This window comes from Sporomusa sphaeroides DSM 2875 (assembly GCF_001941975.2).
Classification (GTDB): domain Bacteria; phylum Bacillota; class Negativicutes; order Sporomusales; family Sporomusaceae; genus Sporomusa; species Sporomusa sphaeroides.
Genome location: NZ_CP146991.1, coordinates 4,736,027 through 4,761,917 on the forward strand (window position 1 = coordinate 4,736,027; position 25,891 = coordinate 4,761,917).

A 25,891-nucleotide genomic window follows, 5' to 3' on the forward strand; every position below is an offset into this window, starting at 1 on the left:
GCACCCGTCTGAGCTGATAAAGCCTTCTGAAATCTGCCAGAATGTCCAATAGTGCAAAAGGAGTTGATAGACAGAACACCGGTTCTTATTGTTTAAGCTAAAACCGTATCGCCGGCGCAGGGTTGAGCCCTGCTCCGGCAAGGAGGAATGTTGAAATGAGTAATTTAGATGCCAAGCTGGGCGAACTCTGTGCCAGGTTGCCTGCGCTCTCGCCTGGAGGCAAACAGACTGCGGCCAAAATCATCCCCTGGCTGCTGATGGGTTTCGGCACATTCGGCTTTTTAACCTGGTTAAGTTCCCTCCAGGCCTTTTTCGCTTTTTCCGGCCTGGCTCAGGCTGCGTTTCCCGGCGGCCTGCTGTTACTGTCCTGGCTGACGGCGCCGCTGCTGCAGCTCCTGGCCGTAATCAGCGGCTATCTGTTGCTGCAGCAAAAGCCTCTTGGCTGGCAGCTGGCCTTTTACTCACTGCTGGCCGGAGCAATCATCAGTCTGTTGTCGGTTATGCCTTTAGGGTTGTTGCTGCATGTATTGTTTGGCTATTTTTTGCTTCAGATCAGGGAGTTTTACCGTGAACAGCCGGCGGCGAAATAAACCGCCAGGGCCGCAAACAACATCCACAGGAGGTGACCAAAACCAGCATGCAGGAAACAAAATCCCCGAACCCAGTCGAACCGGCAAGCACCGCGGTAAAAAAGCCATATGCCGTTTTTGATCCCGGCCCGCTCACCTGCCAGACCGACATCGAAGGACTGGCCTTTGATTTCAACTACGGTGCGAGAATCAAAGTTCCGGCAGGCGACTGGCGCGTCAAAATCACCGACCGCGATTGCTTCAACACCCTCTACGATGCCAAAGCTTCCGACGTACTTGTCACCAGCACCAAGAAATATTATGTCAATTTCCGCCTGGAAATCTACCGGGAGGAAAAACTGGTATTCAGCCATGACTTTACTCCGGCCAGGAAAAGAATTCTCATCAAATTCCCGGTCGGCACTCTGGGCGATATCATCGCCTGGTTTCCCTATGCGCAAGTCTTCCGCTACCGGCATAACTGCGAGGTATATTGTGCTATAGCGCCGGAACTGGCGGAGCTCTTCAAACCGACCTATCCTGAACTGCATTTCATCGGGCCTGACGAACGCCCGGACAATGTTTATGCCTCTTACTATATGGGCATCTTCTTTCCCTGCGACGACCGCATGCATCAGCCGGTTGACTGGCGCATCGTCGGCCTGCAGAAGACTATCCCGTATATCCTGGGGCTCAGGCCGGAGGAAATCAGGCCACAGATTGCGCCGCGAAACCCGGAAAGAAGCATCGCGGAGCCTTATGTCTGCATTGCCGCCCAGGCCACCAGCCAGGCCAAATACTGGAACAATCCCGCCGGCTGGCTGAATATAATCAAACACCTCAAGGCCAAAGGCTACCGGGTCCTTTGTATTGACCAAAAAGACTGCCATGGCAGCGGCAGCCGCTGGAATACCATTCCCTACGGCGCCGAAGACTTTACCGGCAATCTGCCGCTAAGCGAGCGGGTGGACCTGCTGTATCACGCCGACTTTTTCATCGGCCTCTCCAGCGGCCTGTCCTGGCTGGCCTGGGCGGTAGGCAGGCCGGTGGTGCTGATCAGCGGCTTCAGCCTGCCGCTGACCGAATTTCATACCCCGTACCGGGTCATCAACTATCATGTGTGCAACAGCTGCTGGACAGACAGCGCCATCGAATTCGAACACAATGACTTCGCCTGGTGCCCGCGGCACAAAAACACCGACAGACAGTTCGAATGCACCCGTTTCATTACCCCGGAACAGGTCGGCAGTGTCATTGACCAACTGATGTATGACTATAAATTGAATCCGCGAAAGGGAGTGAAAAACCTATGCTGAAAAAACCTAAAAAAACCAAAATCAATCCCCAGAAAACCCTGTCCATCATACTGGCGGTCGCTAACAGCCTCAACAGTGCCGCACCAATAGCCTTGCCGCTGGCTGCGGTCGTGCCGGAAATGCCCAAAGCCCGTCAGGGAGCTATCGACGAACTCTTAGCCACCAGCTTCAACCGCGGCGGTCAGATTCTTGATTATTTGTTCTTTAGCACCGCCTATGCCGAGACGGTTGATCCCGGCAACAGCCCGAAGAACGTCGACACCGGCACCGTTGACGGCGACGTTATCGTCAGTGGCGGCCGACAGAATGTGTACGACACCGGCAGCGCGACCAATACCATCATCAGCAGCGGCGGCAATCAGCATGTGTCAAGCGGCGGCAGTGCCTCCGGTACCGACATCCGCTTCGGCGGCAATCAATGGGTCTCCAGCGGCGGCACTGCCAGCAACACTGTAGTTAGCAACGGCGGCGCACAGCATGTGTCTGATCTCGGCACTGCCAGCGACACCACGGTTTATGACAACGGCAATCAATATATAGGATCTGGCGGCGTCACCCACAATACCGTATTGAGCGGCGGCAACCAGTGGGTCAATGGCGGCGGGGTAGCCAGCGGCACCACGATCAATAATGACGGCGTGCAAATCCTTACTGTCGGCGGCACGGCCATCAACGCAACCGTCAACAGCAGCGGCCGGCAGAACGTGTACGGCAGCGCCTCCGGCACCATAGTCAATAGCGGCGGCATCCAGGCTGTGGGCGATTCCGGCACTGCCACAAACACCACTGTCAATAACGGCGGCCGGCAGAATGTATTAAGCGGCGGCTCAGCTGACAACACCGCAGTTAGCAGCGGCGGACAGCAGCATGTTTCCAATGGAGGCGCCGCCACCGACACAGTCATCCATAGCGGCGGCAACCAGTATGTCTACAACGGCGGCACTGCTTCCGGTACGATTGTGAACAGCAACGCCCAGCAGAATGTACTCAGCGGCGGCACTGCCTCAGACACTACTGTCAATAACAACGGCACCCAGAATGTAATGTCAGGAGGCAGCGTGTCAGACGGCAGTGTGAACGGCAGCTACGCCCAGCAGTGGTTGTTGGGCGGCACTGCTACCAGCGTCACCGTCGCCAACGGCGGCCAGCAGCATGTGAGCAGCGGCGGCACCGCGAACGGCACCATCATTAATTCCAGCGGCATGCAGAATGTATCAAGCGGCGGCTCAGCCGCAAATACTGTAATCAATTCCAGCGGCACGCAGCTTGTATATGATGGAGGCGCTGCCGCAGGCACCTTTGTCAACGCTCACGGCGCACAGATTATAAATTCCGGCGGCACGGCCAGCGGCAGCATCATCAGCGGCGCCAATGCCCACCAGATGTTATACGGCAATTCCATCAGTGCCACCGTTCACAGCGGCGGATATCAGTCCGTGCAGGCCGCCGGCGTCGCCACCGGCACAGAGCTTTACGGCACCGGCTTCCAGGAAGTGTACGGCACGGCCAACAGCACCTATATTAACGGCGGCGCTCAATATATCTACACTAACGGCATCGCCAACAGCACGGAGATTTACGGCAATGGCCACCAGTATGTGTCCAGCGGCGGCCAGGCTAACGGCACCGCCATCTATACCGGCTTCCAGGACGTGTTAGACGGCGGCCGCGCCTCCGGCACCACAATCCATGACGGAAACCAGACGGTATCGGGCGGCGGCCAGGCCTTCCACACCACCATCAGCGGCGGCACCCAGGAGGTAAAGACCAACGCCAGAGCCTATAACACCACCATCAGCGGCGGTAATCAGGCCCTGAGCGGCAGCAGCTCCCTGGCCGAAAACACCGTCATCCATAACGGCGGCACCCAGGAAGTGGGCAGCATCGCCGTTGCCCATCGCACCACCATCAGCGCCGGCGGCAGGCAGATCTTCAACGAAGGATTTGCCCGCAATACCACCATTGCTCAAGGCGGCATCCAGGAACTGGATCAGGGTATGGCTGACCTCACCACCATCCAGGACGGCGGCATCCAGAATATTAGCGCCGGCGGCACAGCTACCAATACCACCATCATGAGCGGCGGTGTCCAGAATGTGTATGCCGGCGGCACTGCCGGCGGAACCACGGAAATCAGCAGTGACGTTACCCTTGATAACGGCAGCCTCTTCCTCGCCAGCGGCACCCTGTTCAGCGGCGGCACGGCGATAAGCGGCGGCACTCAGAATGTATTAGGCGGCTCCGCCCTCGGCACCATCATCTATAACGGCGGCACTCAGGCTGTATCAAGCGGCTCTGCCGTCAACACCATCATCCACAGCGGCGGCACCCAATCCGTATACCGGGGCGTTAACGTATCCGGCAGCACCGTCAACGCCGGCGGAATGATCAACCTGGTACAATCCGGCGCGGCCCTGCAGGGCGATACCACCCTCAATCAGGGCACCATCCAAATCTTTAACCCGGCCACCGGCAGTTACGAGATCAGCAGGCTTGTCGTCAATGGCGGCGGCACCGTTAAGCTTGCCGCCGGCACCATCGGTAACCACCTGACGCTTGACGACCTGCAAGGCGCCGCCAGCTTCATCATCAATACCGATCTTGCCAACAATACATCTGACCAAATCGAAATTAAAAGCTCCACTAACGCGGCAGGCAGCACCATCCAGGTTGCCTTTGACCCTGGCTTTGCATCCGGGTCCAGTATCAGCGGCACAGCAATCTTCGCCAATGTCGATACTGGCGATGCCAGCTTCCAGACGCTGCCAACCGACTGGGGAGCCTACCGTTTTACCCCGACAGTCTCAGCCAGCACCGACCCAAGCGGCACAACCTGGTCGATCACCGGACTGAGCACCTCAGGCAGCACCCCCGGCGGTAATCCTGGCGTAAGCGAAACCATGCTTACCGCCTCTGATGTCATCACCAACAACCTGACCCTGTGGCGCACCGAGAATAACAGCCTGATGCGGCGCATGGGCGAGCTGAGAAATGACCCCGGCAAGGCCGGAGAATGGGTTAGATTTTACCGGGGCGAAACCGAAGCCGACAATCCCGGCAACCGTCACACCAAAGCCACCTACACCGCCATCCAGGGCGGCTATGACAAAAAGCACGGCAATTATAAAGGCGGCACCCTGTATACCGGCTACACCGCCGGCTATCTTGACGCCAGCATCGGCTTTAACCGGGGCGGCGGCGATGCCAGCAGCCTGACCGTTGGTGCCTATGGCAGCTGGCTGGGAGATAAGGGGCATTTCCTTGATGTTATCGCCAAGCAGGGACGGCTCAAAAACAGCTATCACAACTATCTCCTCAATCCCGGCAATACCAAGGTAACCGGCAGCTACCACAACTGGGGCACCAGCCTGTCGGTTGAATATGGCTTCCGTCAAGCACAAAAAGACGGCTGGTACCTGGAACCCCAGGCCGAGATTAGCTTCGGCCGGGTAAGCTCCGCTGATTACACCGCCAGCGACAGCACCCGTGTGCATAACTCCTCCCTCAATTCCACCGTGGGCAGACTGGGCCTGGCCATCGGCAAAACCACCCCTGCCGGCTCCTTCTATGCCAAGGCGTCCGTTGCCAGAGAATTCAGCGCCAGCTCTAAAATCACCATGTCCACAGGCGGCCTGGCGCCGGTAACACTGGACCAAGACCTGAAAGAATCGTGGCTGGAATTCGCCCTTGGCCTGACAGGCGCGGTAGGCAAAAACACCAACGGCTACCTCGAAATCAGCAAAACCACCGGCGACACTGTAAAAACACCATGGCAGGTCAACGCCGGCCTGCGGCTGAGCTTCTAACCCAAAAGCAATTCGACATAGCTTCAAGTAGGGAGACGGCCCTGCAAGAACAACCGCACTTGTTGTTCATCAAACATATAGACAAAATCCCCCTTGCCACAAGCAGAGGGGATTTTGTCTATATTAATCATACCTGCAATTATGTCCATTTCCATCACATACTTACTCTTGTACTTCATTCAGCGTCTCGCCAAACCAATGAAGTTGAGCGACTTCCCTTTGCCACCGAAGTGCATCGTATCTTTTATAACATTAATGCTTAATAGCTCCGTTTAACAACTAAAGTATTGGAAATTTATCGTGCAACGCTTGCCTACGGGAGGTAAAAACAATCATAACAATACCCACTAACGGAATAATAGAGCACACTAAAAAAATAAAAGCACCAATCAAAGCTTCTCCGCTATTTCCGGCAGAAAAAGCAGCCACTGAATAAATGAAACCTAGCATCTGTAACAATAGGAAGGGATAATAAACGCATGACCTTCCTAAAGAGCGCAAAAAAGAAATTCGTTTTCCCGCTAAATCAGTAATTTTTATTTCCATACACATTTTTCCTGGAGTACCTTGATATTTTGAACTATTAAACCATATAACTACAATTGCGAAAACGAAGGGCAAAGCCGTTTCAACCACGGAACCTTGAACTAGTTTGCCTAAAACCCAACTTACGCCGCCAAAAAGAAAACCATCTATTAAATTTGCCCCTAGCCTTAACCAAAAGCCAGCATATTCTGGCTTTCTGTGTTGGACTTGTATGTCTTCCTGCATAACTCACCATTCCAATTCATTCTATAATGATTCATTTCTCCTCACAACCAATCTTTTCCTTTATATTTAGTGGGACAAGGGGACAGCAGACTGTGTGAAATATCCTCTCACGCCCTCTAATAAAGTAGCTTAAAATACAAAATGCTAGGCAAATCGTTAACTTTTGGTTGAACTGAATAGCATCTAGCGGGATTTAGGCTAAAGCCGGAGATTTTCTAGCAGTCAATTTTGCTAATACTTCTTTCGTCCCCAGGATAGATATAACACGCCTAAGGTTATACGATAAAAAAGACAAAGAAAGCTCCCCTGTGACTGAGCGCTTACGCTTAGTCAGGAAATAATACGCTCCCCATCCTCGTTTAATTGTTCCAAAAACATGTTCAATGATCATTTGCCGTAATCGGTATTTATCTTTATTTTTCTCAGTCTTTAGATTAATCGTATCTAAAAAGTCTTGGTCTATATGCCGAAAGATACTTCGACCCTTTGCACTTCGAGTACAGCGTTCTTTTACCGGACAAGAGGAACAGGCTGCATAATTTCGGTATTCGTAACCAATAACGCCTTTTTCCTTACTGGTTCTCTTCTTGGCAAAATATAACTCAATTCCTCTGGGACACCGATATATATTTTCCTCTGCGTCGTAATGAAACTTATCCGGGTAAAACTCTTTATCTCCGGTCCCGTTCGAATATGTTTGTTTCGCGACATACGGAGTGATATGATTTTTTACGCATGTTTTGAGGTCGTCAACCTTGTAATATCCTTTATCTGCTACCACTTCGAGCTCTTTTTTTTCAAGCACCACTTGGGCACGCAAGGCCATGTTAGCTAACTCACCCAAATCGTTGGCCTGTGTTGTTACTTTGAAGTCTGCCACTAATTTGTGTTTGGCATCGACTGTGGTCTGTACATTGTAGCCTACATCTACTGTATTATTGTTATTGGACATAAGTCGAGCATCCGGGTCTGTTGTAGAGACTTCACTGCAGCCTTTTTTATCTATCGTTTCTTGATAAGCCTGATAGGTTTGTTTTCGATTACGAAGTTCTTGAATTCGCTGTTGTACTTCTTGTACCGACAGCTTACGTTCCTGAGTCTCCGCGTTATCCGTTGTCTCTAGTTCTTTCATATAGGTTTCAATTTTTTCATCGATATACCGGATATGACGTTCCAGTTTTTTGGCACTATAATTATTCTTTTTGCTATTACAAGCTCGCATTTTAGTCCCATCAATCGCCACTAACTCTTTGCCATATAGGCCCCATTCATCGCACAGGCGTACGAACTGGCGAAACACCTTTTTGAGGGCGAGTTTATTATTTTTGCGAAAGTCCGCAATGGTTTTATAATCTGGTTTTAGTTTTTGCAATAGCCAGATGACTTCTAGGTTTCGTGCTGCTTCTTGCTCAAGCCTGCGCGATGAGCGGACCCGGTTTAAATAGCCGTATAAGTATAATTTTAATAAGACTTTTGGGTTATAGGGAGGGCGCCCGAAAGTGGGGCTAGTCGATCGCTCAAATGCCAGTTCCAACACATCAAGCTGTTCCACGAACGCATCTATAATGCGAACTGGATTATCTTCGTGGACGTAATCGTCGATACTTTCGGGAAGCAAAATTGTTTGTCCTCTTTCTTCGCCTTTTATATAGCCCATACTCTCACCTTCTCAATCAGTATACAACTATATTTTAACATATTTGTAATTTCATATAATTTTTAAATGCACTTTTCACACAGTCTGACAGGTCCCTTGTCCCTGTTATTTCAGACTCATCAAACGCACAGACAAAAATCCCCCCTGCCTCTAAGCAGAAGGGGATCTTTGTGACCTTATCTATTTTAATCACACCCGCAATTATGTCCATTCCATACATGCTTACTCTTGCACATCCACTCTTGCACTTCATTCAGTGCCTCGCCGAACCGCTGGAAATGAACGACTTCCCGTTGCCACAGGAAGCGCAGCGTATCTTTTACACAGGGGTCATCGGTACAAGCAATCAGATGTTCGTAGGTCGTACGGGCCTTTTGCTCGGCCGCCATATTTTCCGTCAGGTCGGTAATCGGATCACCCAGACAGGCAATGTATTTAGCACTCCAGGGTATACCGTTGGCGTCTGTCCAAAACAGTCCATGATCATGCTGAACATACTGGCCTTCCCAGCCGGCTGCTTTGAAATCTGCACAGGTAGCACCATCAACCAGTTTAAATACCAAGGCTGCAATCATTTCCATATGTGCCAGCTCCTCGGTGCCAATATCTGTCAGAAGCGCTTTGGCCTGGCTTGTAGGCATGCTGTAACGTTGATTTAAATATCGTAAGGATGCCGATAGTTCGCCATCCGGACCGCCATATTGCGTAATTACCATTTTGGCAAATTTAACATCCGGGCAGGTGACGCGTACGGGATGCTCGAGTTTCTTTTCATAGATCCACATATCCACTGCTCCTTATTACAAAATTATAGTTCCCACGGCCAAGGGCCTTGCACCCATTGCCAGGGTTCCCGGGACGGGCCGCCAAAACCAAAGTTTAGCAGCGGACCAAATTCGGCTTGATATTTTTCTTTATACTTGTTTAACATTTCTACTGCACAATTAAAATCATGAAGTGCCTCTTGGTCACAAGGATGTGTGTCAAGATACAAGTTAAGTTCAACTGCGACAAATTCCATCTCCTGGACTTTTCTAAGTAAGGCTCGTTGTCTATCTAACTTCACTTATTTTACACCTCCAACCATTATCTATTTCGGGATTTTATAAACTCCCCAAAGTTCCGGGAATAAAGTCCCCTTCATAAGCGCCTCAGGCGGAGTAAAGGCTTGTTCGTAATACTGCCAGGGGACATACGCATGGGCCAGCATTATGCATTCCGGCATATCATCACAGCTAGCCATCATGTTGTCATAGTCATGCTTGCAATTATCCATTTCCCGCTCGGTATCCATACACATATCCATGTCGGAATCTTCCATTTCGTCCATATCGCATATATCATCCACGTTATGCATATCTTCTTTCAGCTTTATATTTTTATCTTTGGATTGAGGTTTTACATACAGTTGGTGTCTGGTAGCCTTTTTCTTCACAAAGAAAGCCTCCTCTCATTGACTTAGTGTATTTTATGTGAATCAAATGCCAAATGTCACCCAATAAACAAAAAAATTCGGCAGAAAACCTGCCGAATGGGTTGGTAGGGTATATTAAGATGCGGGCATAATCAGGAAAGCAAGAATATATAGCGCCAACCCTGCTCCCCGGTATAATACCGCCAGCGCCCAGGCCAGACGGATTAAGGAAACATCCAAACCGGTATAGGCGCTAAAACCGGCACATACGCCAAGTACCATGCCCTGTGACTGATCCAGCGCTAAGTGGCGATGGATTCCGGCAGCATCAGGAGTCCCTGCACCCTGCACAAACTGCCATATGGTCAATCCGCTAAACAGATAAGCGCCTGCCCGGATTAGCCAGATCATAAGCCAAAGCCCCCTTGGGAAATTGGCAGAAACACCAACTTCCATAATAATTACTAACATACAAGTTCACTAGTAATTATTACCGTATCAAGAGGGCTTTAAACATCACTATGTTACTTTACTAATTTAAGCCGGGAACCGCGGGCAGGGGTTGACCGGCTGCCTGGCTGAAAAACCTTGGCGGTAGTCCGGCGTCCGACACTAATCAAAAGACCAATAGCCGCACAGTTGACAATCAGGGAAGTACCGCCGAAGCTAATAAACGGCAAAGGTACACCAGTAACGGGAACGACACCTGAGACCATGGCAATATTACCGACAGCCTGACCAACTACCAAGGTAGTCACCCCGGCAGCCAGAAAAAATCCATATCCGTCAGGGGCCTTGCTGGCAATCTGAAGTCCATACCAAGCCAGAGCCCCCAACAGCAACAATACCACTACTGCCCCCATAAAACCCATCTCCTGGCATAACACGGCAAAGGCAAAATCGGTATGCGCTTCCGGCAAATAGTGAAATTTGCTGGCTCCCATACCCAAACCGGAACCAAAGAGTCCGCCCGAGCCGATAGCCAGCAGGGATTGCACCGTCTGATAACCTGAGGTCTGCTGATACGCCCAGGGATCAAGCCACGCCCAGATGCGTTCAGCCCGGTAGGCGGCGGCATAAACAAGATACACCGTCATGCCTGCTCCGCCTAAAGCCAGTGCGTACAGCTCCTGTTTAGGGATACCTGCCAATATATACAACACAAGGCTCAGTCCGACAATAACCGCGGCGGTCCCCATATCCGGCTGTTTAAGTACAAACACGCCCAGCACCACGCTCACAGCAATCGGCCAGGATTTTAGAGATACCGGCCTCCCGCGGTCAAGCTGCGCTCCCAGATAAGCGGCGGTAACGATAATGGCGGTAAGTTTGGCAAGCTCTGAGGGCTGAAAAGTAAAACCGCCTAAATTGAGCCAGCGTCTGGCACCATTGGCTTCCACTCCCATAAAATGAACCGCCACCAGCAACCCCACCACCGCCAGTATAGCCAAAAGCAGCCAGCCTCGCCGTATTTTCCGGTAATCTATCACGGCAGCCGCCAGCATGGCCACAAATCCCACGGCAAAGGAGATTAAATGGCGGGTAAGGAAAAAGTAACCGTCGCGAAATAACTGCCCTCCCAGCACAAAACTGGCACTGAAAACATTAATCGTTCCAATCACAAATAAAATCCCGGCAATGAAAAATACCGCCTCAGCCGGACTGGCCCACAATCTTGGGAAGTTTCCAAGCTTTTTCTCTTTCACGTCCTGATGCTCCTCCCAAAAAAATACGTTAACCAAACAGCACCCTCACCAATATTATATAGAGAATGATGAACCATCAACTTCGGGTAAAAAAAGAGGTGATCGCATGGGGTAAAATCATACAAATTACTGGCAGTTGATGCGACTACCCATGCCGTACTTATTGCCGACGGGCCCAGCGGCGAAATTCAGACAGAGCTTGGCTTTGCGCCTGAACTAACTCCTACCGAGCTTGCCGTTACCCCGGATTACGCAAAAGCGTACCTGCCCTGCAGCAGTACCAGTGGTAAAAACAGCCTGTTGGCGGTCAATCTCACCAGCTTGTCCCTCTACTGCCTGCCGCTGTGCATTCCTTACCCTGCCCAGTTTGTCCTGGCACAAGCCGACGCCACTACCGCCTATCTTGCCGAACCCTGTGGCAGCATACACCGCCTGGACTTAACCACCATGAACGCAGAGCTTTTAGGAACACCTGCAGCTAAGGCCAGTTGCGTGGGATTGGCAGCTGACGCCGAAAGCATCTATACCGCCTGGGAGCACAACGCCGGCGGCACCATCATGGCACTTAGCATGACCGGGGCCATCCTGTGGCAATATGACATGGCCGGCATTCCCACCAATATAATTTTGGCCGGCAACCGGCTGATTGTGCCCTTTACCAATACAGCCTTTGCCGGAGAAGGGGTCGTGCTTTTCAACCTAAGCAAAAAACCTTCTTCCCCGGTCATCGTTACTATCCAATGTTCCAGCTGCCCCAGCGGACTTGCAGCCTATCCCTGCCATGCCGCCGTAACTGCCGACAACCGGACGGCATATATTGTTAACGAAGACGGGGCATCCATTTTCGTCATCGACCTGGAAACAGCCCAAATCATAGACCGGTTAACGATTGGCCGGTCACTATCCCGCCTCTACTTAATTCCTGACAGCCAATCAGCTATCGGCACCAGCAACTTATTTGCCGATTTAAGTCTCATTGATTTGGCCAACGGCTCACTGTTGGCTGTCACCAATACCAAACGCCAGCTGTTATCTACAATGGCTATTCTGCCGTATTAATTCGCTATAAACCTGCCAAACCCCTCCCACTGATGCGGGAGGGGTTTATTCGGTCATTTAGTTTTTCATTTTTCCCAGCTGACGTGGCCACTTCCCCCCCCATTTATACTTCCCTTGCTTGCCGTCTTCAGCAGGCGCAGGCGGCTTAGCGGCTGGTGTCACCTGTTCAGCGGCGATTAGCTTAGTCTCAATGGCTGTATCGACAGCAACAGCCTCCTGAGAAACGGGCTCAAACACTATGGTGTCAACCGGTATTGCCACAGTATCGTCAACTACGGCGCTGCCGCTGTCATCAGAGGCTGTTTGCCCGGTTATTATTTGTTTCCGGCTTTTTTCCGGCTTATATTCAGGGCCGGTATTGTCAATAGCCTTCTCCGAAGACTCACGTTCCGGTTCTACCCAATCATCAAATACTATGGACTCAGATTCCGCAAAAAACTCATTGTCCACCACCATACCAATATTTTCTGCATGAGTATATTTAGTCGGTGATTCTTCCTTAATTACGCATTTTTCGATCATGGCCAGTATCAGCAGGAAATGGTCGGCCTCCCGGCGAACATGATCGGCCATCAGGGCAGGAATGGTGCTTAACATCCGATTTTTGGTAATCATATCATAGGCGGCCTGTTTAAAATCTCTAAGCCGGGCGGTAGCCGACCGGCTGTCCTGCAAAAAACGCCCAAAAGCCGGCAACTCCGGAGCTTGATGTTCAAAGAAGCCCACATAATTGCGGCCCTGCATTGTCAAATCATCAAACTCGGTGGAAAACTCGCAAACAACCCCGAGCAGACTACGCTCTGTCGGATCAAGACGGGCACCAATAAACTTGGTATGGTCGGCCATAATCCTAAGCCAAAAGTCAGCTTCCCGCGCTTTAACAACAGATAGCTTTTTGCCGGCACGCAGTTTCTCTAAAATGGCCATAAAATACTCGGCTTCCCGGACTAAATGGTCAAAAAACAGCGGCGGCAGCGCACTGCCCAGCTTATTGGTCAGTGACAGTCCTAATAACAGGCGCTTATACCGGAGGAATTCCTTAAGTGAGCAAAGGATATCGGCAATCAGCTCAGCAAATTTCTTTTCACTGCTAAGTTTCTCAGCCCGCACCCTGAGCGCCTTGAGCTCACGTTCAAATGCGGCGGCCTCTTCAATCAAATCAGGTTTATCACACGGTAAACCGGTCTTAATAAACAGCGCATGCTCTTCCATAATCTGCAGCCAGAATTTGACTTCCTCCATGTCAAGCGGCGGCACCGGCAGCACTTTGCCTTTATTATTCGAGTGACGCGGCATAGCAACACACTCCCATGCAATAGGATTTTAGTGTATTGTATGCGGTTCAGTGTAAGTGTGATTACTTAGTCGGCGTAAAAGTAACCTCACAACGGCAAATAGGTTGTCCGAGCAAGCTGAACTTTGTCTCATATTCTGTCATGACATTACCGTCAAAGCCGCTGCGGTGCAGGTCATAGGTAACCTGTTCCACCTTGAGGCCAAATGCGGCAAACTGCTCTAAGGAAAATTCAAACAGCGGCCGGTTATCGGTTTTGAACCATAATTGCCCACCCGGCTTTAACACCGTACGATACTTTTCCAAAAAACCGATATGGGTAAGCCGCCGCTTGGCATGACGGTTCTTGGGCCAAGGATCGCAGAAATTGATATAAAGCCGGTCAATTTCGCCCGGTGCAAAGATTGTCAAAATGTTGTTCACATCAAATACCAGCAAGCGTACATTGGCTAATTCTTTTGCCTGAACCTTTTGGGCAGCATAATAAAGAACATCCTGCTGGGCCTCAATCCCGACAAAATTAGCCTGAGCCTGCCGCTCGGCCATGCCGGTAATAAACCGGCCTTTGCCTGTACCCAGTTCAACCTGCAGCGGCAGCCTGTTGCCAAATAGGTCAAGCCACTTGCCTTGCAGTGTTTCACCGGGATTGGGTAATACTATGTCAGAAAAGCCGGTGAGCGCTTCGGCAATCCACGGCTTTTTTCTCAGTCGCAACCTGTCTCCTCCTTACATATGGCAAATACGATGCTGCACGCGCCCCCTGCGAATGACTGCAATTCTTACCGGCGAGCAGCGCGAAAGCCATCTTAGCCTGTTACTCTTTATCTAAGCCATATTTTTTCAAATACCGGTACAGCGTCACCCGACTGACATCCAGCATATTGGCTAACCGGCTGATATTGCCGCCGGCGGCCTTCCAGGCCTCGATGAAAGCGGCTTTATCCTCTTTCCAGGCTTTGCTTAGCCCCTGTTCACCAGGCATAACAATATCGGCCCGGCTGATCGTAGTACCTGTCGTGCGGAAAAACGCCTGCTCTACCACACCCTGAAGCTGCTTGATGTTTCCCGGCCAGTCGTAACTCATGATGAGCTCGGCCGCATCTGGCGCTAACTCTTTCGGCGGCAAATTATGCAATGTTGCCAATTCCTCAATAATATGGGCTGCCAAATTAGGAACATCCTCCCGCCTAGCCCGCAGGGATGGTACACGAATAACCGCCCGGGAGATAATTTCATATAATCTGGCGGAGAATACACCCTTTTCCACAAGACGCTTTAGTTCCGTATCACTGGCAGCAATCACCCTGACATCGATGGGACGGCTCACAGCCTCGCCAGCCCGGAAGAGAAAACCGGCCTCAAGGGCTTCTGCCAGCTTATCCTGCAATACGGTTGACAGCTTTTCCACTTCATCAATAAACAGCGTGCCGCCGCTGGCCAGTTCCAATTTTCCCGGCCGGCCCTCGGCTTCACTGCCGCCGCGCCCAAAAAGCTCTATTTCCAAAACATCGGACGGCAGATCGCCGCCTTTTACGGCAATCAGCGGACCGGCAGCCCGCGAGCCTGCCTGGTGAATACCATGCGCCAGCCGTTGTTTGCCTGTTCCCGGTTCACCCTGCAGCAGGATGGGATAGTCATGTCTGGCCGTCCGGCCGGCCTTATCCTGCATCGCCGTAAACACCTGGCTGCTGCCAACCATGCTTGACAGGCTGTACCGGGCCGTATAGCCTGCCGTATGGGCTACCAAGGTGCGTAAATCTTCTATCGGCATGGTTACGGTTACAATGCTGTCTACATCCCCTTCATCACCGGCCAGCGGCACAACGGTAGTGATATCCTCATAGGTCTTCCGCGGCGTTATCCAGGTTGCCTCCCGGTTGTAGGAAGGAACACCCAGGAAGCCTTTGTATATGGGGGTGTGATGATAATTCAACAGTACGGTGCTTAAGTTAGGCCCTTCTTCCTTGTCTTCGCTGCCTAACGGAACAATCCCCGACAGCCGGCTGTGCCCCAGCTTGTTGGCATAGGCCACTTCGCCGCCAGGCAAAATATGATACACTGCCAGCGGCACAGCATCCAGGATAGTATGTTTGGCATTGAGACTGCTTAGCAGCTTAAGATGCTGTTCCATGGCGTATTTAATACTGAGGACCATTGCCACCATGGCGCTGTAAGGCAGTTCTTCCTGCTGAACAGATACCACGGTAACAATGAATTTCACCTGATTGTCAAGGATAATCGGAACTGAGCAAGCGTCACCGTTTTGGCAGTCCTTGATCCACATTTCCGGTCCAAACATCAAAAACGGAACCTTGCTCCGATAAGCAACCCCAATACTCGAGGTGCCGATATCCTCTTCCGACAGGCGCGCGCCTTCCAGTTCCCCGGCTGTTTTCTGGTAAAAAGGCATAGCATAGTTTTTGAGCACATATAATTCCTGATCCAATAGCAGCATGCTCAAATTATAGGTTGTAAAGTGCTCCTTGATTTCATCATACAGCCCGTCAAGAAAGGTCAGCGCCTGGTTATAACGTTCCCGGCGCTTACTAAGCTCCTCGCCGGATAATTTGACAGCAAGACGGAAGGTTTCCCGCCCTACCCCGGCGTCCTGGCTGCGCTGCCAGGATTCACCCACCCAGGGATGAACATTGGGGTCAATAACACCTTCGGTTACAAATTTATCATAATACAGTTCCAATTTGGCCTTGTTGCGACGTTCACGAATCATATGTACCTCCACATGTTTCTAAGAATAATATCACAAAAATCCGGGAATTTCATTCCTCCTACAGGAATATCCAAGCAAACAGAAGGCGGGGATTTTCCGGCCCCGCCGCCAAACTCAGGTGCGATAGGTGTTAATATCCTCACTGAAATGCTGAATAACGGTCTTAAACTCAGTGATTTTGCCCATCATATCATGCAGCTTCTCATTGTAAACATGTACCGAAGCACTTACTTCTTCCGTTGCTGCCGAGTTTTCCTCAGAAATAGCAGCCAGGGATTCAATCTTGCCATACACTTCGCTCAGGCCGGTCATCTCCCGCTCCAGCTTGATAATCATATCAACAATATTTTCGGCCACCAGATGGATGTTCCCGACATGGCGGGTGTTCTCGGCCACCACATCTTTCATCTGCCGGGTTTCCGATTCTAAAATGGAAAATTCCTCTTCAATCATGCCGACAACATTCCCGATAATCTCCATCAATACTTTTAAATCACTGGAGATGCTGTCCGAGTGGTGATGGGACTGTTCGGCCAGCTTCCGAACCTCCTCAGCCACTACGGCAAAACCGCGTCCCTGTTCACCGGCCCGGGCGGCCTCAATGGCGGCATTAAGCGCTAAGAGATTGGTTTGTCCGGCAATGGCAGCCACCATCCCGGTAATTTCCGTAATCTTAGTGGCCTGATTCTGGAGGTTTTCCGCCGAACGCTTAACCTCGCCAAATTTGTCAAGACTGTGCTCCAGCTTATCGCTGGACGCCTGCACTTCGGCAAAGCCTTTATTAATTTCGTCTACTGCCGCTTCCAATTGCTCTTTATTATGACTTTGTTCTGTCACTACCGTCCGCAGCGTTTCCAGGTTGCCATTTAAAATACCAACAGCCGTCTCGGTCTCCATTGCCTGGTTGGTAGCCGCCATAGCCACATCGTTGACTACTCCGGAAATTTCATCAGAAGTATCTTGCATGCGCGATGCCAATGCATTAAAATCGTCGCCATATTTATTCATCTCGTCAGTGATGCCCTTAAAGCCGATGAACTCGCTCTTAACCCGCATTTTGTACTGGGCCAGCAGTTCGACAATGTCTTCAAACTCATCGCTTGACTTAAGCTTGGTCTCGGTGAAATATTTGCGTTCCTGAAGGTTGGCAAGCTCCGCCTTAATGCCGTCAAACGGCCGGAGCAGCAGCGCCGCGCCACCTGCCGCCAGGACACCGTTTAAGAGCGCTGTCCACAACGGCACAGCCACCCCCAAGCCGGTCAGCAATCCGTCAACAAGCAGGGATATGGCAGCTACGCCAATACCGATCTTAGCCGGAATACTGCGAATAACGCCAAAGGATAACAGTTGATTAAACCGGTAAACATTGGTATGAGTAATGGGTTTGGGAAAAGTAATCAGCATCTTTAGATGCTCCGGCGAGGACTCAGTAATCTCGGTCTTGATATCTTCTTTAAAATACTCAGCCGCTCCGGCCAGCAGCCCCTTCATGTAACCGAACATGCCGCGTTTGGAACGATAGCTCAGCATAGCGCAAAACTCGGATACCGGTTCAATCAACAGCTCCGGGGGCTTAGCTCCAGGTATCCTCTTGACCATGACAATATGTACATCATACATTGAGCGCAAGAAAGAATACAAGCTCTCCTGACGGAAAAAGGCGGGGTAGGCCTGGGCAAAGGTTGCTGCATTGTCTTTACCTAAGCTCAACCAGATTTCATCCTGGCTCTTACCTGTGCGGTTGGCTAAATAGGAGACAAACGCCCTGGGCTTAGCATCATCGATTTCTTCTGTCGGCAAAAACAGCTTATCAGGCTCCCAGCCAACCTGCCGCATTGCTTCCTGCGCCAACGTCTCGCCCCAAACCTTGTGGGCGGTATTAACCCATGTCCCGACAACAGTTCCCTTCACACAAACACCCCACATATCAAAAACAGCTACTGTTTTTCTTTATTATATTGATAGGTATTCTCGCTGCCCGTGAAAATTCCCTCTATTATTTTACAAAAGTTGCGGTTTTTTGCCGGAAAAAAGCAGTGCTGTTTGCCGGCAAGCGTGAGCTACATCACTGTGAATACTGCCAAAAAAGGCTATAGTAGAGAGAAAAAATGGAGGATGCTCATGACTGACCACCAAGCCAAACTGCCATTGACGCCACGCCTGCCTGCAGGACTGTTAACACCGGTTATGCTGCGCAAATTAGCTGCTATAGCTGAAAAGTACGAAGGCATTATAAAAATTGCCGGGAACAGCATTGTTATTCTGGGATTGCACCCCGAACACCGCGCGCAGGCATTAGGCGAGTTGGGCCTTGACACCCAGTCGCTTGCTGGCAAAGCAGTACGCAGCACAGCTGTCTGCGCGGGCCAACCGCACTGTCCGCGGGCCCTTCAGGACAGTACCCGGCTCGGCCTGGACCTTGACACTAAGTTTTATGGCACCGAACTGCCCGGCAAGCTCCGTATAGGGGTCAGCGGCTGTCCTAACGGCTGTTCTGAAATATTTGTCAAAGATATCGGCCTTTATGGCACCGCCGGCGGTTATACCATTATTGCCGGCGGCAACTCCGGTCGCAAGGCGCAGGCCGGACGGATTGTCGCGGAAAGGGTCCCGCCTGCTGAAGTCATACCATCTATCGAAAAGATCATCGCCTACTACCAGACTTACGGACAGCCTGGCGAACGTCTGGGACAAACTATTGACCGTCTCGGTTTCGAGGATTTTGTCGCCTGCATCGGGATAAACTAACACCACCAAACAAGTGGGAGGTGATAGTTTGTCCAGCAAAGAGGATTGCCATATCTATAGCTTTTGGAATGGAAAAAACTTAAACGGGGAAAGTAAATGTTTCGACTACCGTGGCAGCGGCGAGGACTGCAACCAATGTGAATTCAAATGTGTAGAAGGCACGGAAACGGTCTGTACCGATGAATTGTAAGCTCCAAACAGCCAAACCCGCTTAAAACGCAAGATGTTTTAAGCGGGTTTGGCTGTTTACTAGGACCGGCCGCCAAGCAGCGACGTTGAAATAATAACCGGTTCCAGCGCTTGAAAACGTGTAGTTTCCAGCGCCTGCAAATCTGTTCTCAACTTGGCAAGTTCTTCTTTGAGTACCGTTTTGGTATAACCAAACTCATCGAGCTTGCCTACGGCAGCATCAAGTTCATTTATTTTATCAACATATTCCTGATGCAGGTTGACGATATCCAGACCTGTTTTTATACTTTTCATATATATCACCATTATATAAAAATTACGTATGCTTATTATGCCCCGTTATCTATTCATCAACTCCAGAATTTTATGTCTTATAATGAAGCAGCCGCCGTAAGCTCTACACGCGGTTAACAGGCGGCTTGGCAGTGCCTGACAATTGCTTGGCAAAAATTTCTTTGAAAGACGCCTTATTCTGCGGCTTCTTTCTGTCACTATCCGCGGCATTACGATGGTCACGACTTGCCAGATCCAGCCGTTGAATTGCCATTATTTTTGTCACCATCTTTACCGCCTCCCTGTGGTAATAAAATTCCTTTCATTAGTTTTATCGTATTATTCTGACTTTATATTAAATGTTACTTTTTTTTATTGGTTTTCAATCCAATTCTTACTTCGTGTTGTACTTAACAAGCTTGGTTACACTATCGAATGAGGAGGTGGTAAGTATGTTTCATCGAAAGAAACACAAATCGCTGATGGACATGGATATTGGCCTAACCTCAGTGCTTAAGGCTGTAGCCGTTGGCACAGTTATTTACCAGGCTGCCAAGTTCATGATTAACGAACTAGCCGACGATTAACGTCACCTCCCAATCTAAATGAAAGGAGATGATTTTATGGCTAAAGAGCGTTGTAACAAAGAAAACAGAGAAAACAAAGGTAAAGGCAATGTAGAGTTTGGCAAAGAAATTTGCCCGAAAGCTAAAGAAGAGAAAAAAGAAGAAAAGTGCTGCAAGTAAAAGCCAGGCAAAGGAGTGGAAATATCCACTCCTTTCTATATTTTTCAATTTTTTTACAATTTCGTGGTATATTTATCCAAAAAGGAGAATACTAAGACTGGAGGTGAGTGGAATGGGATTTAAAGATTTACCCGGTGGTTCAAATTCCAAACAAAACCAGTCCGCCGCTGAGAAAACCACAGCTCAGCAAGCTCCGGTTGCGAGCAATTCTCCCCAAAAACAGGAAGCTCCGGTAAATAGCACCCCTTCTTAATAACCCTGCTGACAAAGCGGCATTACGCCGCTTTGTTGCTTTTTTAGCAAAAATTTGAACTGTGTTGAAACTCATGGAATCAAAAACATTGGAGAAACTAAAAACAGCTTTATCATAAAGGAGGGATTTGATGAAAAAACTTATTCCCGGAATGTTTTCCAGCATATCTGACGCCGAGTTATTTATTGCTACCAATGGCTATGATGATACTGCACCTGAAAACGTAACAGATAAGTTTAGCGATAATGGCGGCGACAACAGCCTGACCCGCGCTGAAATTAATTCCTCTATTGTGTCTAAGGCCACCGCTAATGAAGCTTCCTATCGCGAAGCTATGGATGAAGGACTTGAACATTCGTTAAAATAACCTGACAATGAATAGATCCCCGCAGCAGCTAAGCCTGTGGGGATTTATTCATCGTCAGCGCCTTTTTTCGTGAAACAAGCTCTAAATAAACATCAACAATATCGGGACTGAGTCTATTGCTATCATCAGGCTCAGCCAGCGGCAATTTGTACCGTTCTTCCATCATTGCCAGCAATTGCGTTAAACGGTCCAAATCCTCCTCAGCCCGTTCCATTTCTTCACGATACCAGTTCATTCCACACATATTCCGGCCTCCCTTCTCTTACCACTTCGTGATAAGGGAAAATAATCCTTCCAAGTCAAAAGACAAAAAAACGCCCGTAAAAGGACAGATTTTTTTAAAACCATTTCAAGTATAATGGTAAAAGGAGCAGGCTGCAACCCGCTGCTATATATAGGTGGAATAATAATCACAACCTTTTTATTCCATCTATATGAAACGTTTTTCTTTACTATATGTAAAATTTTACATATAGTAAAGAATATAATGTCAAAATCTATAAATCCACAGAAAGGACAATAATCATGCAAGAATACAGTAGTAAAAATGCTTTAATTGACGAGATAAAGAAAACAGCTAATTTATTTATTGGTGAATTTGAGGATATTTCGGAAGCCAATAAAGATACTCGTTATCAGGAAGTAGATCGCACTCCACAAGAAATCATTGCTTATCAACTTGGCTGGATGGGGCTGCTTCGCAGTTGGGATAGCAAAGAGCATGAGGGAAAAGAAGTTATTACCCCTGAACCCGGCTATAAGTGGAATCAATTGGGCGCACTATATCAAAGCTTTTATGACAAGTATCGGGACAAATCCCTGGCGCAGCTTCAGCAATTGTTTGTTGATGTGGTGGATTCACTTATTGAATGGCTGAATGGCTTTAGTGATGAAGAATTATTCAAGCCCGGCGGTAGAAAATGGGCTGCATCGACAAGCTCGAACTGGCCTGTATGGAAATGGGTACACATTAATACCGTTGCTCCGTTTAAGTCTTTCCGTACTAAAATACGGAAATGGAAAAAAATACATGCGGCAAAGTAAAGTGGCTGCTCCCCCTGCCCCACCCCTTGTGTCCGGCTAATATTGACACTCACGATGAGAAGTTGCAAGTTTTCCGGGTTGTTATATAGGCACTCTAAAAAAAAGAACCCGGCACACTGGCCGGGTAGCATAGAGGAGTATATGTAAACCATAATATGGAATGTTTTTATTATATATTCCTATTTTTATAATTTCCTTAGAAAAGGTTGGAAAGAATTAATAAAAAAAGGCTGCCTACCAGGGAACGAACCCGGTGGGCAGCTTTTTTAGGAAGAGATTACTTAAAGGCTGATTTAATATTACATCAAAAATTCGGCTTTAGTGTTATAGATTGGTAAAAATTATGTTAATTTAGTGCCAGATTCAGCGCAGTTCCATTGTCACCGGCCAGGTGCGGACGATAACGGCCTGTATTTGCTGCCCGCTCCTTTTTTGTATATTATTCAAGATGTGAGTAAAGCTAGTTTCAGCAATAAGTTTAGGGGGATTTTTATGAGCAATAGTTTTATCATGTGGTCATTAGCTTTACTTCCTTGGTTGTCTCTTTTTTTTATGAGAAAAGAAGAGATAAAGCGTTGGATGCCGGTTGCCTTGTTTGCTGTTGTGCTGACTACTATAATTGGCGACATTGGAATTGGTCTAGGCGTTTGGGCTACCCGAGAATCAACATATCCTTTTAACGAGATGCTACCGTATTTTTACGGAACAATGCCTGTATTAACAATTTGGGTTTTTAAGTTTACATATGGACACTTCTGGCCATATATGATTACAAATACAATCCTTGATATAGTTTTTAATTTTTTTATCCTAGATTACTTTTTACCGAGTAGAGGTATTGTCGACTTCAACATGTCCCCATTTTTATCCCTGCCCGTAACATTGTTGCATGCGGTAGTAATTTATGGCTACCAAATGTGGCAGGACGATGCACTACTTGCTACCAATCGTCTTACTGAACACAACATTCAACCAGCAACGGCGAAGCCTTCGGTACAACAACCAAAAGATGATGAATAGCTTATATCAATTACATTCCCCGGTACTTCTCTTGCATATCAAGCCATCGCAGAAATACGATGGCTTGATTTTGCTGCTTTACATGAGTTTTATTAGTAGTCATAAGTAAATCGAAGTAGATACAAGTAAATTGCATCCAGGGACTAAATTATTTCTCTACAAACCATTTATTGTCAACACAAAACAAGTAAACCTGCTTGCCAGCAATTCTGCATGTGTACCTCATGCCATGTCCGCCAACCTTTAAGGATGCTGCTATTCGAACGTCCAGTACGCGGTCAACCTCAAACTTGCGACCGTCTTCCCAATGCAGGTAGAGAGGCTTTATTTTTCCATCCTCGCCATGGTAAGCGGTTATACCGATAGATATTTTATTTTTGTTTTCCATGTCACACCTCACTATAGAACATGTGTTCATCATCAGTACGGAACACATGTTTGAGGTTGACAAGTGGGAATACGTAGAAATAAAAAGAACCCGGCACACTGGCCGGGTAGCATAGAGGAATATATGTAAGCCATAATATGGAATGCTTTTATTATAGATTCCCATTTTTATAATTTCTTTAGAAAAGGTTGGTAAAATAAAACCGCACCCCGGAAAGCCCCAGGCCGAAGCCTGGGAAGGTGGTTAATAAGTCACTTATTCATTTTCCTTTTCTTTATGCATATTAATAAAACGATGGACAATTTCAGTTTGCAATTCCTTGAGATATTGGCTTTCTTTTACATTATTTTTACTATAATCGCGCTTTGTCGTTTTATTATACTTAAGCTGCTCTAAACATAAACGAGCTAGTTCCTGGTCAGAATGATTTTTAAAATAGCTTTCTGCCATAGTTAACCCCCCCAAAATTCATTTATATAATATATCACATTAAATCTAACTGTAATTATAACGTATTTTAAAATATAAATAAAACAAAAAAAGCCCATCCTCGGCAATGGCTGAGAGATAGGTAAATCCGCTTTCAAACTGCCTCATGAAAGTAAATTAACGCTTTTGTGTTAAATCCACAAGTGGACAAAATGAAAAAGTCGCCCACCAGGACGAACCCGGCAGGCGATAGAATTTCGTGGTTGCGGGGACAGGACTTGAACCTGTGACCTTCGGGTTATGAGCCCGACGAGCTACCAACTGCTCCACCCCGCGATGATTGTTTATTGTTAACTTTTTATTTAAACTCATCTCTATTATATCACACTTCACACGAAATTATTACAATTTCCAAAAATAAAAGCCCACTCCCAGCCGTCGGCCAAGAGTGGGCTAATTCTACTACGCTATAGGAATCACTTCAAAGCTGCTGATTTTTTCGTAAAACAAATACTCTTTGCTACTTTGAATACCTTTGTCAAATGCATAGCATGAGTTACCGGTTCCAATTGATCGATTGCACCAGGTTATGAAATCATTTGCAACAGCCTTAGTGACTTTATATTCCCGTTCGCTAGAATCAATCATAGTAACGCGGAGTATAGCCTGCCCATCATCTGCTTCTGGTAAAGCTGAAGCTTCATTGGAATTACCACTTTCTTCACCTGCCATTATTGCTGTAACTACATAATAGTAAGTTGTACCGTTTTCAACGTCGGTGTCTACATAGCTATTCCCGGAGATATTGGCAGCAATTATTTCGTATGGGCCGGCCGTTGTGGTAGCTCGCTTTACATTGTAACCAGTGGCACCGGTGACTGACTCCCATATAAGGGTTACCTGGGAATCGCCTGCATTGGCGGTTAGATTGACGGATATTGGATGCACTAAATATCCATCGGAGTCGATGTCGATGGCATCTAGTGTGCACCAACGTTCATCTCTTATTAAATTTTTAGTTATAACTTTTATGACATGCACATCTTTACTAAGATTTACATATTCAAAATTTAACACTGTTAGGTTTCCAGGGTCTGCATACTGATGAACCATACCCACAAATGTATTATCTAGATAAACCTCTGCACTACCATTTTGCGGACGACCAGGGGATGAAGGACCTAATAATCGTACCTTACTACCATAAAAATTTATTTGCATTTCATTATCGTTAGTAGAGGAATAAGTACGAGTAGACTTATAATCAGCAGTTACATCCGTCCTGAAAGACCAATCGCCTGTATATTTTATTCTTGAATCTCTTTCATCATAACGTCTCCATCCTGCTTCTGGCGCTGTTAACGGTTGCCCTATTGTTGCCATTTCACATTCCTCCAAATTAATTATTTTGAAACCCGATATAGCCAAGGACCTTTTAATTAACTGTGTGTTTCCCGCATATCGGCCTTCATTTATATACATTCAAACCAGTCGACTTTTTAAACGCCTCAACGCTCTATTTTTTATTTGGCTTACTGCCTGTACCGTAATTCCTAATACTTGAGCAATGCATGCCAACTTACGCCCATATACAAAAATATGAATTAGTACAAGTAGCTGCCGCTGCGGTAATTCCTGCAATGCCGCCAGCATCCTTTCAATTTTTTCCTTTATACCAGCTCAGCCTGTGGATCATCGGGAGCTGCCACATACTCAATCGCCTTGTCCCCCTGGCATTCCATTTGCTTGCGCTTTGCTTCTTTTCGCCAAAGATTTAACAGGCCAAACTTAACCCGGCTTTCGAGATAGCCAGCCAACGGACTCCTAAGTCGGGATTGAAGTTATACAAGGCTTGCAGCAAGGCCAACCAGGCTTCGGATTCGGCATCCGGAACTGAGCGCCTATAAATACCTGCGTATTTCTTAACTAGTGGTTTGAATTGTTGACAAATAAGGTGCTTGTCTATCTGAATCGCCTCCCAAAATAAAATAAGCCCCCGGTTTTCCCGAGAGCTCAAAAATCATTTGCGTTAACAAATACGCATCGGCTACAGTGCCAATAATCCACATAGTCCGCTCTTCTTACGAGCGGATTTTTCATGATAAAAATTCAGT

31 protein-coding genes and 1 tRNA gene are annotated in these 25,891 nt (G+C 48.2%); 12 read left to right on the plus strand and 20 right to left on the minus strand.

Going from position 1 to position 25,891, the window contains the following annotated elements; translation table 11 throughout:
• The first annotated feature begins 155 nt into the window (after window positions 1–155).
• The 3 genes from SPSPH_RS21820 to SPSPH_RS21830 are packed head-to-tail and all read left to right on the plus strand — an operon-like array spanning window position 156 to window position 5,691.
• Complete coding sequence (locus SPSPH_RS21820) at window positions 156–590, plus strand: hypothetical protein (protein WP_075756288.1); 435 nt, start codon at window positions 156–158, stop codon at window positions 588–590.
• A gap of 47 nt (window positions 591–637) precedes the next feature.
• Window positions 638–1,885, plus strand: coding sequence for an autotransporter strand-loop-strand O-heptosyltransferase (locus tag SPSPH_RS21825; protein WP_083945563.1), 1,248 nt, complete (start codon window positions 638–640; stop codon window positions 1,883–1,885).
• The gene (locus SPSPH_RS21830) at window positions 1,879–5,691 is read left to right on the plus strand and encodes an AIDA repeat-containing protein (RefSeq protein ID WP_075756289.1); all 3,813 of its coding nucleotides are present in this window, start codon (window positions 1,879–1,881) and stop codon (window positions 5,689–5,691) included. Before SPSPH_RS21825 ends, SPSPH_RS21830 begins: the two co-directional genes overlap by 7 nt.
• Before the next feature lie 279 nt (window positions 5,692–5,970).
• Here SPSPH_RS21830 and SPSPH_RS21835 read toward each other — a convergent pair whose 3' ends face one another.
• From SPSPH_RS21835 to SPSPH_RS21865, 7 genes are all read right to left on the minus strand, one after another.
• Window positions 5,971–6,462, minus strand: a complete 492-nt coding sequence (locus SPSPH_RS21835) for an RDD family protein (RefSeq protein ID WP_075756290.1) — start codon at window positions 6,460–6,462, stop codon at window positions 5,971–5,973.
• A 193-nt stretch (window positions 6,463–6,655) separates the two neighbouring features.
• Window positions 6,656–8,119: an IS1182 family transposase gene (locus SPSPH_RS21840; protein ID WP_338736078.1), complete on the minus strand. Its 1,464-nt coding sequence runs from the start codon at window positions 8,117–8,119 to the stop codon at window positions 6,656–6,658.
• 185 nt (window positions 8,120–8,304) lie between these two features.
• Window positions 8,305–8,904, minus strand: a complete 600-nt coding sequence (locus tag SPSPH_RS21845; protein WP_075756292.1) for a manganese catalase family protein — start codon at window positions 8,902–8,904, stop codon at window positions 8,305–8,307.
• A 23-nt stretch (window positions 8,905–8,927) separates the two neighbouring features.
• Window positions 8,928–9,185 (minus strand): spore coat protein CotJB, encoded by a 258-nt coding sequence (locus SPSPH_RS21850; RefSeq protein WP_075756293.1) that lies wholly within the window; start codon window positions 9,183–9,185, stop codon window positions 8,928–8,930.
• Between the two features lie 24 nt (window positions 9,186–9,209).
• A complete protein-coding gene (locus SPSPH_RS21855; protein ID WP_223226364.1) occupies window positions 9,210–9,554 on the minus strand; it encodes a spore coat associated protein CotJA in 345 nt (114 codons plus the stop codon).
• 114 nt (window positions 9,555–9,668) lie between these two features.
• The gene (locus SPSPH_RS21860; protein ID WP_075756294.1) at window positions 9,669–9,944 is read right to left on the minus strand and encodes a PspC domain-containing protein; all 276 of its coding nucleotides are present in this window, start codon (window positions 9,942–9,944) and stop codon (window positions 9,669–9,671) included.
• Window positions 9,945–10,057: 113 nt separating this feature from the next.
• The gene (locus tag SPSPH_RS21865) at window positions 10,058–11,239 is read right to left on the minus strand and encodes an FtsW/RodA/SpoVE family cell cycle protein (RefSeq protein WP_075756295.1); all 1,182 of its coding nucleotides are present in this window, start codon (window positions 11,237–11,239) and stop codon (window positions 10,058–10,060) included.
• Between the two features lie 300 nt (window positions 11,240–11,539).
• Between SPSPH_RS21865 and SPSPH_RS21870 the strand changes: the two genes are divergently transcribed.
• On the plus strand, window positions 11,540–12,298 hold the full coding sequence (locus tag SPSPH_RS21870) for a YncE family protein (protein WP_083945564.1): 759 nt from the start codon (window positions 11,540–11,542) through the stop codon (window positions 12,296–12,298).
• Window positions 12,299–12,355: 57 nt separating this feature from the next.
• Here SPSPH_RS21870 and SPSPH_RS21875 read toward each other — a convergent pair whose 3' ends face one another.
• From SPSPH_RS21875 to SPSPH_RS21890, 4 genes are all read right to left on the minus strand, one after another.
• Window positions 12,356–13,594 (minus strand): DUF2935 domain-containing protein, encoded by a 1,239-nt coding sequence (locus tag SPSPH_RS21875; protein WP_075756297.1) that lies wholly within the window; start codon window positions 13,592–13,594, stop codon window positions 12,356–12,358.
• 61 nt (window positions 13,595–13,655) lie between these two features.
• On the minus strand, window positions 13,656–14,306 hold the full coding sequence (gene trmB, locus SPSPH_RS21880; protein WP_075756298.1) for a tRNA (guanosine(46)-N7)-methyltransferase TrmB: 651 nt from the start codon (window positions 14,304–14,306) through the stop codon (window positions 13,656–13,658).
• Between the two features lie 100 nt (window positions 14,307–14,406).
• The gene (locus SPSPH_RS21885; protein WP_075756299.1) at window positions 14,407–16,320 is read right to left on the minus strand and encodes a sigma-54-dependent Fis family transcriptional regulator; all 1,914 of its coding nucleotides are present in this window, start codon (window positions 16,318–16,320) and stop codon (window positions 14,407–14,409) included.
• 114 nt (window positions 16,321–16,434) lie between these two features.
• Entirely contained in the window at window positions 16,435–18,231 is a 1,797-nt protein-coding gene (locus SPSPH_RS21890; RefSeq protein WP_075756300.1) for a heme NO-binding domain-containing protein, read from the minus strand.
• A 210-nt stretch (window positions 18,232–18,441) separates the two neighbouring features.
• Here SPSPH_RS21890 and SPSPH_RS21895 point away from each other — a divergent pair, with 210 nt between their 5' ends.
• Window positions 18,442–19,068: a nitrite reductase gene (locus SPSPH_RS21895; RefSeq protein WP_233139035.1), complete on the plus strand. Its 627-nt coding sequence runs from the start codon at window positions 18,442–18,444 to the stop codon at window positions 19,066–19,068.
• Between the two features lie 28 nt (window positions 19,069–19,096).
• Window positions 19,097–19,258, plus strand: a complete 162-nt coding sequence (locus SPSPH_RS21900) for a hypothetical protein (RefSeq protein ID WP_158027081.1) — start codon at window positions 19,097–19,099, stop codon at window positions 19,256–19,258.
• 59 nt (window positions 19,259–19,317) lie between these two features.
• Here SPSPH_RS21900 and SPSPH_RS21905 read toward each other — a convergent pair whose 3' ends face one another.
• Together SPSPH_RS21905 and SPSPH_RS21910 are read right to left on the minus strand one after the other, a co-directional pair.
• Window positions 19,318–19,551: a hypothetical protein gene (locus SPSPH_RS21905; protein ID WP_075756301.1), complete on the minus strand. Its 234-nt coding sequence runs from the start codon at window positions 19,549–19,551 to the stop codon at window positions 19,318–19,320.
• A gap of 103 nt (window positions 19,552–19,654) precedes the next feature.
• The gene (locus SPSPH_RS21910; protein ID WP_158027082.1) at window positions 19,655–19,819 is read right to left on the minus strand and encodes a hypothetical protein; all 165 of its coding nucleotides are present in this window, start codon (window positions 19,817–19,819) and stop codon (window positions 19,655–19,657) included.
• Window positions 19,820–19,982: 163 nt separating this feature from the next.
• On the opposite strand from SPSPH_RS21910, the gene SPSPH_RS21915 reads away from it, so the two are divergent.
• The 4 genes from SPSPH_RS21915 (at window position 19,983) to SPSPH_RS21930 (ending at window position 20,896) form a co-directional block, all read left to right on the plus strand.
• The gene (locus tag SPSPH_RS21915; RefSeq protein ID WP_255430466.1) at window positions 19,983–20,117 is read left to right on the plus strand and encodes a hypothetical protein; all 135 of its coding nucleotides are present in this window, start codon (window positions 19,983–19,985) and stop codon (window positions 20,115–20,117) included.
• A 36-nt stretch (window positions 20,118–20,153) separates the two neighbouring features.
• Window positions 20,154–20,276, plus strand: coding sequence for a hypothetical protein (locus SPSPH_RS21920; protein ID WP_255430465.1), 123 nt, complete (start codon window positions 20,154–20,156; stop codon window positions 20,274–20,276).
• Between the two features lie 112 nt (window positions 20,277–20,388).
• A complete protein-coding gene (locus SPSPH_RS21925) occupies window positions 20,389–20,529 on the plus strand; it encodes a hypothetical protein (RefSeq protein WP_158027083.1) in 141 nt (46 codons plus the stop codon).
• Between the two features lie 130 nt (window positions 20,530–20,659).
• Window positions 20,660–20,896 carry a hypothetical protein gene (locus SPSPH_RS21930; protein WP_075756302.1) on the plus strand — a complete coding sequence of 79 codons (237 nt, stop codon included), beginning with the start codon at window positions 20,660–20,662 and terminating at the stop codon, window positions 20,894–20,896.
• 28 nt (window positions 20,897–20,924) lie between these two features.
• Here the strand turns inward: SPSPH_RS21930 and SPSPH_RS21935 are convergent, their stop codons facing one another.
• Complete coding sequence (locus tag SPSPH_RS21935) at window positions 20,925–21,140, minus strand: hypothetical protein (protein WP_075756303.1); 216 nt, start codon at window positions 21,138–21,140, stop codon at window positions 20,925–20,927.
• A 281-nt stretch (window positions 21,141–21,421) separates the two neighbouring features.
• Between SPSPH_RS21935 and SPSPH_RS21940 the strand changes: the two genes are divergently transcribed.
• Window positions 21,422–21,940, plus strand: coding sequence for a ClbS/DfsB family four-helix bundle protein (locus tag SPSPH_RS21940; protein WP_075756304.1), 519 nt, complete (start codon window positions 21,422–21,424; stop codon window positions 21,938–21,940).
• A gap of 492 nt (window positions 21,941–22,432) precedes the next feature.
• Window positions 22,433–22,960 carry a hypothetical protein gene (locus SPSPH_RS21945; RefSeq protein ID WP_075756305.1) on the plus strand — a complete coding sequence of 176 codons (528 nt, stop codon included), beginning with the start codon at window positions 22,433–22,435 and terminating at the stop codon, window positions 22,958–22,960.
• Window positions 22,961–23,108: 148 nt separating this feature from the next.
• Here the strand turns inward: SPSPH_RS21945 and SPSPH_RS21950 are convergent, their stop codons facing one another.
• From SPSPH_RS21950 to SPSPH_RS21970, 6 genes are all read right to left on the minus strand, one after another.
• Window positions 23,109–23,348 carry a hypothetical protein gene (locus tag SPSPH_RS21950; RefSeq protein ID WP_075756306.1) on the minus strand — a complete coding sequence of 80 codons (240 nt, stop codon included), beginning with the start codon at window positions 23,346–23,348 and terminating at the stop codon, window positions 23,109–23,111.
• A gap of 255 nt (window positions 23,349–23,603) precedes the next feature.
• Window positions 23,604–23,798 carry a hypothetical protein gene (locus tag SPSPH_RS21955; RefSeq protein WP_075756307.1) on the minus strand — a complete coding sequence of 65 codons (195 nt, stop codon included), beginning with the start codon at window positions 23,796–23,798 and terminating at the stop codon, window positions 23,604–23,606.
• Window positions 23,799–24,037: 239 nt separating this feature from the next.
• A tRNA-Met gene (locus SPSPH_RS21960) sits at window positions 24,038–24,113 on the minus strand.
• A 126-nt stretch (window positions 24,114–24,239) separates the two neighbouring features.
• Entirely contained in the window at window positions 24,240–25,160 is a 921-nt protein-coding gene (locus tag SPSPH_RS21965; RefSeq protein ID WP_075756308.1) for a hypothetical protein, read from the minus strand.
• Between the two features lie 99 nt (window positions 25,161–25,259).
• On the minus strand, window positions 25,260–25,451 hold the full coding sequence (locus SPSPH_RS23615) for a sigma-70 family RNA polymerase sigma factor (protein ID WP_422397039.1): 192 nt from the start codon (window positions 25,449–25,451) through the stop codon (window positions 25,260–25,262).
• Window positions 25,448–25,594: a hypothetical protein gene (locus tag SPSPH_RS21970; RefSeq protein ID WP_158027084.1), complete on the minus strand. Its 147-nt coding sequence runs from the start codon at window positions 25,592–25,594 to the stop codon at window positions 25,448–25,450. The genes SPSPH_RS23615 and SPSPH_RS21970 overlap by 4 nt, the downstream gene beginning before the upstream one ends.
• Window positions 25,595–25,891 lie beyond the last annotated feature (297 nt).

What these genes read in the sequence shown, in the direction of transcription:
- SPSPH_RS21955 (WP_075756307.1), bottom strand. Translation starts at nt 23,798, where the DNA reads ATGGCAGAAAGCTATTTTAAAAATCATTCTGACCAGGAACTAGCTCGT.
- SPSPH_RS21820 (WP_075756288.1), top strand. Translation starts at nt 156, where the DNA reads ATGAGTAATTTAGATGCCAAGCTGGGCGAACTCTGTGCCAGGTTGCCT.
- SPSPH_RS21860 (WP_075756294.1), bottom strand. Translation starts at nt 9,944, where the DNA reads ATGATCTGGCTAATCCGGGCAGGCGCTTATCTGTTTAGCGGATTGACC.
- SPSPH_RS21915 (WP_255430466.1), top strand. Translation starts at nt 19,983, where the DNA reads ATGTTTCATCGAAAGAAACACAAATCGCTGATGGACATGGATATTGGC.
- SPSPH_RS21910 (WP_158027082.1), bottom strand. Translation starts at nt 19,819, where the DNA reads ATGGTGACAAAAATAATGGCAATTCAACGGCTGGATCTGGCAAGTCGT.
- SPSPH_RS21875 (WP_075756297.1), bottom strand. Translation starts at nt 13,594, where the DNA reads ATGCCGCGTCACTCGAATAATAAAGGCAAAGTGCTGCCGGTGCCGCCG.
- SPSPH_RS21945 (WP_075756305.1), top strand. Translation starts at nt 22,433, where the DNA reads ATGAGCAATAGTTTTATCATGTGGTCATTAGCTTTACTTCCTTGGTTG.
- SPSPH_RS21895 (WP_233139035.1), top strand. Translation starts at nt 18,442, where the DNA reads ATGACTGACCACCAAGCCAAACTGCCATTGACGCCACGCCTGCCTGCA.
- SPSPH_RS21935 (WP_075756303.1), bottom strand. Translation starts at nt 21,140, where the DNA reads ATGTGTGGAATGAACTGGTATCGTGAAGAAATGGAACGGGCTGAGGAG.
- SPSPH_RS21905 (WP_075756301.1), bottom strand. Translation starts at nt 19,551, where the DNA reads ATGAAAAGTATAAAAACAGGTCTGGATATCGTCAACCTGCATCAGGAA.
- SPSPH_RS21920 (WP_255430465.1), top strand. Translation starts at nt 20,154, where the DNA reads ATGGCTAAAGAGCGTTGTAACAAAGAAAACAGAGAAAACAAAGGTAAA.
- SPSPH_RS21925 (WP_158027083.1), top strand. Translation starts at nt 20,389, where the DNA reads ATGGGATTTAAAGATTTACCCGGTGGTTCAAATTCCAAACAAAACCAG.
- SPSPH_RS21830 (WP_075756289.1), top strand. Translation starts at nt 1,879, where the DNA reads ATGCTGAAAAAACCTAAAAAAACCAAAATCAATCCCCAGAAAACCCTG.
- SPSPH_RS21840 (WP_338736078.1), bottom strand. Translation starts at nt 8,119, where the DNA reads ATGGGCTATATAAAAGGCGAAGAAAGAGGACAAACAATTTTGCTTCCC.
- SPSPH_RS21845 (WP_075756292.1), bottom strand. Translation starts at nt 8,904, where the DNA reads ATGTGGATCTATGAAAAGAAACTCGAGCATCCCGTACGCGTCACCTGC.
- SPSPH_RS21930 (WP_075756302.1), top strand. Translation starts at nt 20,660, where the DNA reads ATGAAAAAACTTATTCCCGGAATGTTTTCCAGCATATCTGACGCCGAG.
- SPSPH_RS21950 (WP_075756306.1), bottom strand. Translation starts at nt 23,348, where the DNA reads ATGGAAAACAAAAATAAAATATCTATCGGTATAACCGCTTACCATGGC.
- SPSPH_RS21885 (WP_075756299.1), bottom strand. Translation starts at nt 16,320, where the DNA reads ATGATTCGTGAACGTCGCAACAAGGCCAAATTGGAACTGTATTATGAT.
- SPSPH_RS21940 (WP_075756304.1), top strand. Translation starts at nt 21,422, where the DNA reads ATGCAAGAATACAGTAGTAAAAATGCTTTAATTGACGAGATAAAGAAA.
- SPSPH_RS21965 (WP_075756308.1), bottom strand. Translation starts at nt 25,160, where the DNA reads ATGGCAACAATAGGGCAACCGTTAACAGCGCCAGAAGCAGGATGGAGA.
- SPSPH_RS21835 (WP_075756290.1), bottom strand. Translation starts at nt 6,462, where the DNA reads ATGCAGGAAGACATACAAGTCCAACACAGAAAGCCAGAATATGCTGGC.
- SPSPH_RS21825 (WP_083945563.1), top strand. Translation starts at nt 638, where the DNA reads ATGCAGGAAACAAAATCCCCGAACCCAGTCGAACCGGCAAGCACCGCG.